Origin of the sequence: Pseudomonas sp. (genome assembly GCF_051660785.1) — a bacterium.
In the GTDB taxonomy this organism is placed as follows: Bacteria; Pseudomonadota; Gammaproteobacteria; order Pseudomonadales; family Pseudomonadaceae; genus Aquipseudomonas.
Map to the genome: position 1 here is coordinate 134,204 of NZ_JBOFQE010000088.1, position 11,687 is coordinate 145,890.

The 11,687-nt window shown below is 59.9% G+C and carries 10 protein-coding genes; 3 read left to right on the forward strand and 7 right to left on the reverse strand.

The window, feature by feature from the left end:
• Positions 1 to 13: 13 nt before the first annotated feature.
• The 5 genes from ACRC4F_RS24440 to ACRC4F_RS24460 all read right to left on the reverse strand — a co-directional run bounded on the left by ACRC4F_RS24440 (position 14) and on the right by ACRC4F_RS24460 (position 5,470).
• Complete coding sequence (locus ACRC4F_RS24440; protein ID WP_438661661.1) at positions 14 to 595, reverse strand: alpha/beta hydrolase; 582 nt, start codon at positions 593 to 595, stop codon at positions 14 to 16.
• 284 nt (positions 596 to 879) lie between these two features.
• Positions 880 to 1,281 (reverse strand): ExbD/TolR family protein, encoded by a 402-nt coding sequence (locus ACRC4F_RS24445; protein WP_162441151.1) that lies wholly within the window; start codon positions 1,279 to 1,281, stop codon positions 880 to 882.
• A 1-nt stretch (position 1,282) separates the two neighbouring features.
• On the reverse strand, positions 1,283 to 2,008 hold the full coding sequence (locus tag ACRC4F_RS24450; protein WP_438661662.1) for a MotA/TolQ/ExbB proton channel family protein: 726 nt from the start codon (positions 2,006 to 2,008) through the stop codon (positions 1,283 to 1,285).
• A gap of 44 nt (positions 2,009 to 2,052) precedes the next feature.
• Positions 2,053 to 2,853, reverse strand: coding sequence for an energy transducer TonB (locus tag ACRC4F_RS24455; RefSeq protein WP_438661663.1), 801 nt, complete (start codon positions 2,851 to 2,853; stop codon positions 2,053 to 2,055).
• 265 nt (positions 2,854 to 3,118) lie between these two features.
• The gene (locus ACRC4F_RS24460; RefSeq protein ID WP_438661664.1) at positions 3,119 to 5,470 is read right to left on the reverse strand and encodes a TonB-dependent receptor; all 2,352 of its coding nucleotides are present in this window, start codon (positions 5,468 to 5,470) and stop codon (positions 3,119 to 3,121) included.
• A 166-nt stretch (positions 5,471 to 5,636) separates the two neighbouring features.
• Between ACRC4F_RS24460 and ACRC4F_RS24465 the strand changes: the two genes are divergently transcribed.
• Both ACRC4F_RS24465 and ACRC4F_RS24470 read left to right on the forward strand, forming a co-directional pair.
• Positions 5,637 to 6,581, forward strand: coding sequence for a LysR family transcriptional regulator (locus ACRC4F_RS24465; protein WP_438661665.1), 945 nt, complete (start codon positions 5,637 to 5,639; stop codon positions 6,579 to 6,581).
• 199 nt (positions 6,582 to 6,780) lie between these two features.
• Positions 6,781 to 8,397 carry an alkaline phosphatase family protein gene (locus ACRC4F_RS24470; protein ID WP_438661666.1) on the forward strand — a complete coding sequence of 539 codons (1,617 nt, stop codon included), beginning with the start codon at positions 6,781 to 6,783 and terminating at the stop codon, positions 8,395 to 8,397.
• 105 nt (positions 8,398 to 8,502) lie between these two features.
• Here ACRC4F_RS24470 and ACRC4F_RS24475 read toward each other — a convergent pair whose 3' ends face one another.
• Positions 8,503 to 9,423: a TauD/TfdA dioxygenase family protein gene (locus tag ACRC4F_RS24475; RefSeq protein WP_438661667.1), complete on the reverse strand. Its 921-nt coding sequence runs from the start codon at positions 9,421 to 9,423 to the stop codon at positions 8,503 to 8,505.
• Between the two features lie 183 nt (positions 9,424 to 9,606).
• Between ACRC4F_RS24475 and ACRC4F_RS24480 the strand changes: the two genes are divergently transcribed.
• A complete protein-coding gene (locus ACRC4F_RS24480) occupies positions 9,607 to 10,527 on the forward strand; it encodes a LysR family transcriptional regulator (protein WP_438661668.1) in 921 nt (306 codons plus the stop codon).
• Between the two features lie 108 nt (positions 10,528 to 10,635).
• Here the strand turns inward: ACRC4F_RS24480 and ACRC4F_RS24485 are convergent, their stop codons facing one another.
• Complete coding sequence (locus ACRC4F_RS24485; protein ID WP_438661669.1) at positions 10,636 to 11,649, reverse strand: ABC transporter substrate-binding protein; 1,014 nt, start codon at positions 11,647 to 11,649, stop codon at positions 10,636 to 10,638.
• Positions 11,650 to 11,687 lie beyond the last annotated feature (38 nt).

Here is an 11,687-nt window from a genome sequence, read left to right on the forward strand (position 1 = left end):
AAAAGAAAAGGGTTCAAGCGCGTCGCAGGGCGTGGTGTTCCATTCGGTTTTGCAGGCGGTAGAGATAGGCAAAACCCTGCTCCCAGCGCTGGTGTCCGGACTTCACGTTGATATGCCCGGCACCCGACAGAATCCCCGCCTCGGCGCCCCAGTTGCGGGCCAGTTCAAGGGCTCGCGGCGCACTCACGGCGCTGTCGTTGTCGGAGCTGACGACCTGGCTCGGGAAGGGCAACAAATGGCTCGGGATCGGTGCGAAGTTACGCAGCGCCGGCGAGCACGCCGGGCGCTCGACGTCCGCGGGTGCGACCAGCAAGGCACCGCGAACCTGACGCAAAAAATGCAGCGGCGCTGTGGCGGCCCAATGGGCAACGGTAATGCAACCCAGACTGTGCGCAATCAAGATCACCGGCGTACTGTCGGCTGCAATCGCCTCGGCTAACGCCGCAACCCAGTCTTCACGACGCGGCGTCAGCCAGTCGGCCTGCTCCACGCGCGCGCTGTTCGGCAGACTGTTCTGCCAGTGGCTTTGCCAATGATCTTCCGGCGATCCTTGCCAGCCCGGCACAATCAGGTAGCGAATTGATTCGTTGCGCATGGGGGGAACTCTCCTGCTGCGTGTCTGTTCCTGAACGAGTATAGGGAGGAGAGTTATATTCGTTAAGGAATAAGAAGCTATTTATTAAGACCCATATCGAATAATAAACAAATCCCCTGTGGGAGCGAGTCTGCTCGCGATAGCGGTGTGTCAGTCACCATCAATTTCGGACGTGACGACGCCATCGCGAGCAGGCTCGCTCCTACAAGGGGTCTTGTGTTTGGCCCGGAATAAAAAAAGGGCCGCACCCTGCCAAGGAGACGGCCCCGGAAATCGTAAATCTGTTAACGCGCGGTAATCACCGACAATTTGGTAATCCCTGCCCGCTCAATCGAAGCCATCGCCCGCGCCACTTCGCCGTAATTCACCCCATCATCAGCCTGCAATTGCACGCGTACTTGCGGGTCCTTGGCCTTCGCCGACTTCAGGTTGAACTCAAGTAAATCCGGCTGAATTTCATCCTTGTTGATAAACAGTTTTCCGGCGCCATCGATGCTCACCACCAGCGGGTCTTTCTGCTCCACCGGCGCCACGGCCTCGGTCTTGGGCAGGTTGATCGGAATCGCGTTAGTCAGCAGCGGCGCGGTGACGATAAACACCACCAGCAACACCAGCATCACATCCACCAGTGGCGTCACGTTGATCTCGCTCAGTACCTCGTCACTATCTTGCGTGGAGAAGGCCATGTCAGGACGCCTCCTTCACTTTTTGCGTGGTGCCCTGAGCGGCGACTTTGTGTGCCGTCGGGTGGATCAACACGCGGAACGAACTCTTTTGCGCCAGGCTGTAGAAGTCATGGGCGAAGTCATCCAGGTCCGCTGCCGTCAGTTTCAAGCGACGCAAAAAGTAGTTGTAAACCAGCACCGCCGGCACCGCGACGGCAATCCCTACACCGGTAGCCACCAGCGCCGCACCAATTGGCCCGGCGACGGTTTCAAGACTGGCCGAGCCCGCTGCGCTGATGCCTTTCAACGCTTCCATGATTCCCCACACCGTGCCGAACAAACCAATGAACGGCGAGGTGCTGCCAATGCTCGCAACGACCGCCAACCCGGTTTCCAGTGAGCGCCGTTCGCGAACAATCTGTTGGCGCAACGCCCGCTCAAGGCGGTCCTGATGATTGATCGCCTGACTCAAATCGGTTGCCTGAGGCGCCTCACCCACCTGAATCGCTGCATAACCGGCCTGTGCCACCCGGGCCGCTGCACCGGGCTGGGTCTCGCTCAACTCCGCCGCCGACTCGAGACTCGAAGCGGCCCAGAACTGTTTGTGAAACTTGCGATCCTGCGCTTTGAGGCGACCAAACTGCACGCCCTTGAGCAAGGCCAAACCCCAGGTGGCGACGGAAAAAACCACCAGCAGCCAGATCACCGCGCTTTCGATGGACTCAAGTGGAGATGCCAATAACGTCATGGTGAATTCCTCGTGTAAACATTTCGCGCAATAAAGGTTTCGGTTTAATGAATCTTGAAATCGATGGGCACGCTGACCCAGCCGTCCTGGGCGACATCACCCTGCTTGGCCGGCACAAAACTCCAACGTTTCACGGCGCTTAAGGCCGCGTCGTCCAGCGCTTCGCGGCCGCTGCTTTTCTGGATCTGGATTTCTCCGGGCTTGCCGTTGGCGAGTACGTGCACCCGTAGCAACACCGTGCCTTCCCAACCGCGACGCTGGGCCAGGGACGGGTATTCCGGCGCCGGGTTCTTCAAGTACGCGGCGTTGGCCGAAGCCGGGGTCACCGGTGCGGGCGCGGGTAGCGCCGGGGCCGCGACCGGCGCTGCAGGTTGCGGCGGTGCCGGCGGTTGCTCGACAGCTTTGGGGGCCGGTTTCGGTATCGGTTTGGCTACTGGCCTGGGTTTGGGAATCGGTTTCGGTGGCGGCGGTTTCACGGCCAGCTCGTCTTGCACCGGAGGCGGCGGTTCGACAACCGGTTGAACCGGCCGCGGTGGTGGCGGCTCGACCACGGGCGGTGCCGGGCGCGAAAACTCGATAGTCATCGGAGGAATTTCCGGTGGCACGATCGGCAACACCTTGGTCGGCTGCTGATTGACCCAATAGATCACCGCGCCGTGCACCAGCAGCGCCAGCACACCCAGCAGGATCGCCTCGCGCCGGCTCAAGATGCCCTTGGGCGCACGCTGCAAACGCAACTGGCCCAAGGGCACACGGTGCGGTCGGCCGAGGTCGACCAACTCACCGCTCGGTGCCTGGCGCCAAAGCACCTCATACGCACTGGCGACGGTGTGGACATTGCCCATTGTTTAACTCCCTGCGGTCTCTTTGCGAATAACCCGAAACGCCGTGCCTGACATCCCCCGCAAAACGTGTCGATGGATGAATCATTGGTGCAGACGCTTATCTCTGAAAGTAATCTTTAAAGTTAGGGTTAGATCAAAAACGAATATTTAAAAAGACCAGTCCGCTGCACGCCCTGTCCTGTAAGGGCTCCAGGACCAAGCCAGAAAATGCATGCTTTCCAGGCATTGAAAATATTCGCCGCAAGCATGCTTTTCGGGATCGCCACTAGAAGTCATAACGACCGGTCACGCCCAGCGTCCTCGGGGTCCCAAGCAAGCCTTCATAGCCGCCATTCCCACCGGTCCACAGCGTCGTGTAATAGGTCTTGTCGAAGGCGTTTTTCAGCCACAGCGAGACGTCCCACTGCCCCTGATTGAAGTCACCACGCAGACCTGTGGATAAGTTGACCACCGCATAACTCGGAATCTGGCCGTAGTCGGAATCCTCCACCGTACCCACCGCTTTGGAACGGAAGGCGTAGCTGGCGGTGACGTATTCTTCGAAGCCGTTACTCAGGTTCCACTTGTATTCACCGTTGGCGTTGCCGATCCATTTCGAGGCGCCGACCACTTGGTGGCCGCTCAGATCGCAAGACGCCGGAGCCCCTGGCGCGAGACTGACTTCGGGCGGGCATGGCGCATCTTTGTACGAGAGGTAGCTGACGTCGTTGTAGGAGCCGTTGATGTTCAACGTCAGGCCGCGCAACGGGATCAGCGTGCTTTCGAATTCCACGCCCCGTGAGCGCACGGAGCCGGCGTTGGTCAGGTATTGCACGCGGTTGACGTCATCGTAGGCGTTGGTCTGGTAAGCGTTGACCTGGGTCCAGAAGACGTTGGCGTTGAGTTGCAGGCGACGGTCCCACAGCGTGCTTTTGAAACCGAGTTCGGCATTGTTGGCGCGCTCGGTACCGATCAGCAGCGAGTCGGCGCCCGCAGTCGGAGCCGAGCCGACACTGAGATTGACCCCGCCGGATTTCTCGCCGTGGGACAACGTGGCATAACCGAGCAAGTCATCGGTGAAGCGGTAGCTGAGGTTCAACAGTCCGGAAGGGCTTGAGCTGTACTGATTCAAATCGCCGGAGTCATACGCCCCGGTGCGCCCGCGTCGTGCCGTGGCCGCCGCGCCCGTCACCGCCGCACCACCCTGCGGCGCATCACGGGTGACCCAGGCATTTTTCTCTTCGTAGGTGCCGCGCACGCCGGCGGTGAAATCCAGACGTTCGGTGAGGTGCCAGGTGCCTTGGGCGAACAGCGCGAAGCTGTTGGTTTCGATATGGCCGTGACCGACGCTGTCGACATTGGCCAGCGCGCCGCGCGGGGTGCCGTTCCAGATGTCCGCTTGCGGGCCGTAATAGGCGAAGGATTTGTTGTCCAGGTCGGAGCCGAAGTAGTAAGCGCCGAGCACATAGTCGAAGAATTCGCCCTTGGGCGATGCGAGACGGAATTCCTGCGAATACTGCTTATCTTCTACCGAAACGCCAGCGTTAAAAGTCGCCGGGACGTTCAAGCCATCGTCGTTGCGCGGGGTGAAATTCCACCAGCGGTAGGAACTGACAGACGTCAGGGTAAAGTCGTTCGGCAACGTCCAGTTGGCCTCCACCGACGTGCCGCCCTGATGCACGGTGACGTGCTGGTCATTGTCCAGATTCACCTTGCGATGCGTGCCGTTGACCAGCGTCGCACCGGCCGCATTGGCCCGTGACTGATAAAGGTTGACGCCATTGATGGTCGGCCCGGTGTTGTACAACACGCGGGTGCCGGCGCTGGAATCCTCTTCGTTATAGTCGCCGATCCAGCGCAGGCTGAATGACTCGTTCGGCTTGAACAACAACTGCCCACGGAAGCCTTCGCGCGAGCCGCCATTCAACTCATGGCCGTTGAATTCGTTTTTGATGTCGCCGTCGCTGCGGGTGCGGTAGGCGGAAAAACGTCCGGCGAGCTCATCGTTCAACGGGCCGGAAATCGTGCCCTTGGTCTGGAAGTAACCGTCCTCGCCCACCGAGGTTTCGATGCTGCGCTCAGGCGTAAACGTTGGTGCGCGGGTGCTGATGTTGATCACGCCGGCGGTGGTGTTTTTGCCGAACAACGTGCCTTGCGGACCGCGCAGCACTTCGAGCTGCTCGATGTCCATCAGGTCGAACACCGCCATGCCCGGGCGGCCGAGGTAAACGTTGTCGATGTATAACCCGACGCTGCCTTCCAGGCCATCGCTCGCCGGGTTGTTGCCGAGGCCGCGGATCGACACGCTCGACTGGCGCGCATGCATGTAGGCGACGTTGACGCTGGGCACCAGTTGCTGCAGATCCTGGATGCGGTAGACCTTTTGCGTTTCCAGCACCTGGCCGCTGATCACGCTCATCGGCGTCGGCACATCCTGTGAACTTTCTTCACGGCGGCGGGTGGTGACGGTCACGGTTTCCAGCTGCGAACTGTCGGCCGCGGTTTTGCCTGTGGGAGCCGCTTCGGGGGTCGCAGTATCCGCTGCATAAGCCTGGGCGCTGCCCGCCAGCAACAGGGCCAGGGGCAGGTGTTTGAGCCGTCTAGGCGATAGGGGTGAAGCAAGGGTCAACGGGCTCATTAAGCGGCTCCTGGTCAAAAAACGCACAGCGACTTTTCAGCCCTGCATATTCTTTAAAGTTATTTATTTATGTTTTTACAAAGATTTACTGCATAAGAGATTGCCTTTATAAGGAGTCGACCTAATGCATATCCAATGCATTTCCCCGATATTTTTTATGTGAAAAATGCATATCGATTTGCGTCAACTCCGTCACTTCATCGCCCTCGCCGAACAGCGCAGCTTTGTCGCGGGCGCCATGGCCGTGAACCTGTCGCAATCGGCGTTCAGCCGCAGCATCCAGGCGCTGGAACACAGCGTCGGGTGCCAGTTGGTGGATCGCGGACGCAAGGACCTGGCGCCGACCAAACAAGGCCAGGTGTTGCTCGAACATGCGCGGCGGCTGGTCAGCGGCGCGCAGCAGATGGCCAACGAGATCAGCCAGTTCAACGGTCTGGAAGCGGGCGAGTTGCGCTTCGGGTGCGGGCCGGCGCCGGCGGCGGGATTGATTCCGCGAGCCATCGGTAGCTTCATCGGGCGCTACCCGAAAGCGCGGGTGCAGTTTCAGGTGGATGACTGGCAGAGCCTGAGCAAACGACTACTCAGCGAAGAGTTCGAATTCTTCGTCGCCGACACCCGCCAGTTCGAGGCGGATCCGGATTACCTGACCCAGCGTTTGCGCCCGCGCAAATGGCACTTCTGCTGCCGTGCGGGGCATCCGTTGGCTGGTCGCGAGAGCGTCAGCGCGCAAGAGTTGATGAGCTATCCGATGGCGGTGACCATCCGCCCGCCGAACCTGCGCAAAGTCATCGTCGACTTGAGCGGCCGGCCGGATTTCACACCCAATGTGGAATGTGAAAACAGCTACAGCTTGCTGAGTGTGGTGATGCGTTCGGATGCGATTGGCATCGTTGGCGCCTATTCAGATGCGTTGCACAACGCCAAGGGTGAGTTGGTGTGTTTGAAGATCGATGGGCTGGCGGATGATCTGGAGGAGATGTACACCCGCTATGGCATTGTCAGCCGCGCGGGGTATCGGTTATCGCCGTTGGCCGAGGCGATGATTGCGCAGATCAAGGAGGTGGATGCGCAGGATGAGGAGGTGTGTTCGCTGGAGAATCTGGCTGTCTGAGCTACCGCTATCGCGAGCAGGCTCGCTCCCACATTTGATCTCCGGTGTTCACAGGCCCCCTGTGGGAGCGAGCCTGCTCGCGATAGCGGTTTCCCGGTCACCGATGCAACTACTGCATAAAAACCATTCCCCAAATGCACTTGCCCCAACCCCACCCCACCAGCGAAAACCCTCGCCTGTCTTCCGATCGGTGAACCCCATGCCCAACACTCCAAAACCTGTGCGCAACGTGCTGTACATCATGTGCGATCAACTGCGCCGCGATTACCTGTCCTGCTACGGCCACCCCCATCTGCACACGCCGAACATTGATCGCCTGGCCGCTGCCGGCGTGCGCTTCAATCGCGCCTACACCCAAGGCACGATCTGCGGGCCGTCGCGCATGTCGGCCTACACCGGGCGTTACGTCAGCAGCCATCAAGTGGCGTGGAACGCCGTGCCGTTGCCACTGGAAGAATTGACCCTCGGCGATTACCTTCGGCCTCACGGTATTCGCACCGCGCTGGTCGGCAAGACCCACGCCACGCCCAATCTGGATGCCTTGCAACGACTGGCGATCGACCCGCTCGGCGAGCAGGCCGAAATGCTCAACGAAGTCGGATTCGAAGCGTACTTTCGCCACGACGGAATCTTTCCCGATGACCCGCTGTTCGACGACAAACGCGAGTCAGCGCCCTACACCCATTACCTGCGCGACCTCGGTTTCGAAGGCCGCAACCCGTGGCACGACTGGGCCAACGCCGCCGAAGGTGAACAGGGCGAAATACTCAGTGGCTGGCACATGCGCAATGCTCATTTGCCGGCCCGCGTCCCGGAGCAGCATTCAGAAACTGCCTACACCACCAACCGCGCCATCGATTTCATCTCCGGGCAAGGCGAACAACCGTGGTGCCTGCACCTGTCGTACATCAAACCCCATTGGCCCTACATCGCCCCGGCGCCGTATCACGCGCTGTACGGCGCTTCGCACGTGGTTGAGCCCATCCGTGCAGCGCTTGGCGAAGAAAGCGATCACCCGGTGTACAACGCGTTTCGTCAGCATGAAGAAAGCCTGAATTTCTCCCGCGATGAAGTGCGCCTGAACGTTATTCCGACCTACATGGGCCTGATCAAACAGGTCGACGATCAGCTTGGGCGGTTGTTCGATTTTCTTGAGAGCAGCGGCCGTTGGGACGACACGTTGATTGTTTTTACCAGCGATCACGGCGACTTCCTCGGCGACCATTACCTGGGCGAGAAAGAGTTTCTGCTGGAACCGGCGGTGGGCGTTCCGTTGATTGTTCGCGATCCTCGCGTGGAGGCCGATGTCACGCGTGGCTCAGTGGACGACCGACTGGTGGAAACCATCGATGCACTGCCGACGTTTCTTGAAGCACTTGGTTTGCCAAGCGCCGACCATCGACTTGAGGGGCGCTCGCTGATTCCCCTGCTGCACGGTGTGGAAACCGACTGGCGCCGCTATGCGATCAGCGAATACGACTACGCATTCCAGGCCCCGGCGCGGGAGCGACTGGCGCAGCCGATTGACCGTTGCCGCATGACCATGGTTCGCAGCGAGCGCTGGAAATACCTGGCATATGACGGGTTTAGGCCGCAGCTGTTTGACCTGCTGAATGATCCGCAGGAGTTGCGGGATTTGGGGGCGGATCCGGCGTATGCCTCGGTGCGCGAGGAACATGCGGGGTATTTGTTTGAGTGGGTGCGGGGGTTGAAACGGCGGACGACCATTAGCCATCAAGAAATTGATTTACGTGGGCAGCGGTTTCGTTATGGCGAGCCTGAAATCGAGAAAGTGGTGCAGATCGGCGTGTGGTGAAAAGCATCGCTGGCAGGCCAGCTCCCACAGTTAATGGTATTGATCACAAAGGATGTGAACGACACGCAACCCTGTGGGAGCTGGCCTGCCAGCGATAGCGTCAGATCAAACGCCGCCAATATCCGGCCCTTTCACCGTCTGACTCCGCTGCCCCGCCACCCCGACCGGCACTTCACCCTTCAACGTCACACGCCGCACCACGCGATCCTGAACCCCATAATCATCCACCGCGTAATGCTGGGTCGAACGGTTATCCCAGATCGCCACATCCCCAGCCTGCCAGCGCCAACGCACAGTATTTTCCAACCGCGTGACATGGCTTTGCAGCAAGCCAAACAAGTGCGCCGAATCCGCCTGGGAATAACCCTTGATGCGCTTGACGAAATGCCCCAGCAACAAGCTCTTTTCGCCGCTGATGGGGTGCACACGCACCACCGGATGCTCGGTTTCGTAAACGGTCGAGGTGAAGATCTTGCGGTAGCGCTCCAGCTTCTCCGCCGATACGTCCGGCTTGGCGCCGGCGTAGTCATATTCGTTGCTGTGTACTGCCACGAGTTTGTCCGCCAATTCACGCAGCTCAGGCGCCAGCTCGTTGTACGCGGTCGCGGTGTTGGCCCAGACCGTATCGCCACCAAAGGCCGGCGCCACCACGGAACGCAGGATCGAGGCTTTCGGGTAGGCCTCGACGAAGGTCACGTCGGTGTGCCAGGAGTTGGCGCGCTGACCTTCAGCGCCGTCCAGTTCCAGCAGGTAACGGGTGCCGTCACGCACCGGCACGGTCGGGTGCGCCACGGGTTCACCGAGCAAGTGAGCGAAGGCTTCCTGGCGTTGATCGTCGAGCTGAGTCTGCTCGCGGAAGAAGATCACTTTGTATTGCACCAGTGCCTGTTGGATGGCTTCGACGGTGCTGGCGTCCAGCTCACCGGAGAGGTGAACGCCACGAATCTCGGCGCCGATCCGACCGGCCACCGGATGGATTTCAAGCGCGTGAACAGCGGGTTTTACAGCTAAAGCGGCATTGCTCATGGGTAGACCCTCGATCGGACTGCTGACGGTTGAGCGGCAGCGAAACAACGCTCTATCTATATTCACTTTAGATCTAATAGATAAACGAATGCTTCGTTGACGGAATAAGAGCTTGCATTTAAAACCTCAAGCAACCCTCGTCGCAAATGCCTTCGAGCTATTTTTAGGATGCCGGGAAAGCATATGGATCTTCGTCAGCTGCGCTACTTCATCGCCCTCAACGAACACCGCAGTTTCGTCCGCGCGGCCGACGCCATGGGCATCACGCAACCGGCGTTCAGCCGCAGTATCCAGGGGCTTGAGCAAGAGTTCGGCTGCGTGCTGGTGGACCGCGGCAACAAGGATTTGCGCCCCACGCCCGAAGGCCAGGTGGTGCTGCAACACGCCCTGACGCTGGTACAGGGCGCGGCGCTGCTCAACGCCGAAGTGACGCAGATGACCAAGCTCGATGCCGGCGAACTGCGCTTCGGTTGCGGGCCGGCACCGGCGGTGAAACTGGTGCCGGATGCGGTGGCGCAATTCATCAACGCGCACCCGAAAGTGCGCACCTGTTTTCAGGTGGATAACTGGGAAAAACTCAGCCGCGCCCTGAGCCGTGAAGAAATCGAATTCTTCATCGCCGACATCCGCCATTTCGAGTCCGACCCGAACTTCCAGACCCAGGCGCTGACACCCAAGCGCGGGGTGTTTTTCTGCCGGCCGGGGCATCCGTTGCTGACCAAGGAAAGCCTGTCGACCAACGACATGTTCGGCTACCCGCTGGCGACCACGTTGATCCCGCCGGGCATTCGCAAATTGCTGGCGAACCTCAGTGGGCGGATGGATTTTTCCTCGACCATCGAGACCGAGCATTTTCCGGCGCTGGTGAAGATCGTGCTGCAATCGAATGCGATTGGCGTGGGGACCGAGGAGGCGTTTGTCGAGGACGTGGCCAAAGGTTCGCTGGTGTTGCTGCACTGGCGGAATTTGCCGCAAAACATCGAAAGCATGAATGCGCGGTGCGGGATTGTGAGTCGCACGGGGTTTCGGTTGTCGCCTGCCGCAAGAGCGATGATTGAAACGTTGGTGGCGGTGGATAAACAGCAGATCACCGTCGCGGTTTGATGGCCTCATCGCGAGCAGGCTCGCTCCCACAGGGGATCTTCGGTGTGACGCAGATCCAATGTAGGAGCGAGCCTGCTCGCGATGGCGTCCGCATAGACGCCCAAGATTTCAGAGTTTTGCCGTCGCCAACTCCGGCGCCACCCAATCACTCACCTTGAACGGCTTGCGAATCAGCTTCTGCTGCGAAGCCAGATCCACCGCATCCTGCAATTTCCCCAGGAACACCGGATCAAGCGTCGACGGAAAAACCTCGCTCAGTTTCTGGTCGCTCAAATCCTGCGTCAGAATCACCGCCGGGTAATTCGCCAGCCCGGACACCAACTGAATGTACGCGTCCTTGTTGCTGTCCTGCGTCAACCACTGCACCGCCTGCTGTTGCGCCTTGAGCAATTTCGCGACCACCTCGGGGTTCTCGTCGACAAACTTCCCGGTTCCCACCAACACCGCCTGAACACTGCCCGCGCCGCCCAGGTCCTTGGTGTTCAGCGGCAATTCGGCCAACCCTTTTGCCTGCAATGCGGTCAACCCGGAACTGCCCCAGGACGCATCGATCTGCTTCGCCGCCAGCGCCGCGACGGCGCCGTTGAAGTCGAGGTTGATGACCTTCACGTCCTTCTCGCTCAAACCCTGGCTGGCCAACGCCGCATCGAAGGACAACTGCGTCGCGGTCCCCCGGAAGATCGCCACGCGTTTGCCTTTGAGGTCTTGCAGCGTCTTGATCCCCGAACCCGGCACCACACCCAGATACTGTTTCACGCCCCGCGCGGTGGCGCTGAGCAGTCGTGTGTCCAGACCGTTCGATTTGCCGATGATGGCCGCCAGATCCCCGAGGTAAGCCAGATCAACTTGCCCGTTGGCAAAGGCCTCATTGATCACCGGCCCCGCGCCCTTGAAGAAACTCCACTGAATCTTGATGCCCTGCTCGGCGAAGGCTTTTTCGAAGATCTGTTGGTCGCGCAACACGTCCACCACACCGCCGCCGCTGTGCTGGGTGCCGGCGCTGAGGTCCGGCACGGCGATTCTGATTTCCTTGAGTTCGGCGGCGTTGACGGTAAAGGCCAGCAAGCCCGCCAGAGCCGGTGCGGTGAACAGGTTGATGACACGTTTGAACGGAAAATTCATGGATGCAGCTCCTTAAGGGCGACGGGCGTTGAGGAGCT

What these genes read in the sequence shown, in the direction of transcription:
- ACRC4F_RS24475 (WP_438661667.1), bottom strand. Translation starts at nt 9,423, where the DNA reads ATGAGCAATGCCGCTTTAGCTGTAAAACCCGCTGTTCACGCGCTTGAA.
- ACRC4F_RS24485 (WP_438661669.1), bottom strand. Translation starts at nt 11,649, where the DNA reads ATGAATTTTCCGTTCAAACGTGTCATCAACCTGTTCACCGCACCGGCT.
- ACRC4F_RS24470 (WP_438661666.1), top strand. Translation starts at nt 6,781, where the DNA reads ATGCCCAACACTCCAAAACCTGTGCGCAACGTGCTGTACATCATGTGC.
- ACRC4F_RS24465 (WP_438661665.1), top strand. Translation starts at nt 5,637, where the DNA reads ATGCATATCGATTTGCGTCAACTCCGTCACTTCATCGCCCTCGCCGAA.
- ACRC4F_RS24440 (WP_438661661.1), bottom strand. Translation starts at nt 595, where the DNA reads ATGCGCAACGAATCAATTCGCTACCTGATTGTGCCGGGCTGGCAAGGA.
- ACRC4F_RS24445 (WP_162441151.1), bottom strand. Translation starts at nt 1,281, where the DNA reads ATGGCCTTCTCCACGCAAGATAGTGACGAGGTACTGAGCGAGATCAAC.
- ACRC4F_RS24480 (WP_438661668.1), top strand. Translation starts at nt 9,607, where the DNA reads ATGGATCTTCGTCAGCTGCGCTACTTCATCGCCCTCAACGAACACCGC.
- ACRC4F_RS24450 (WP_438661662.1), bottom strand. Translation starts at nt 2,008, where the DNA reads ATGACGTTATTGGCATCTCCACTTGAGTCCATCGAAAGCGCGGTGATC.
- ACRC4F_RS24460 (WP_438661664.1), bottom strand. Translation starts at nt 5,470, where the DNA reads ATGAGCCCGTTGACCCTTGCTTCACCCCTATCGCCTAGACGGCTCAAA.
- ACRC4F_RS24455 (WP_438661663.1), bottom strand. Translation starts at nt 2,853, where the DNA reads ATGGGCAATGTCCACACCGTCGCCAGTGCGTATGAGGTGCTTTGGCGC.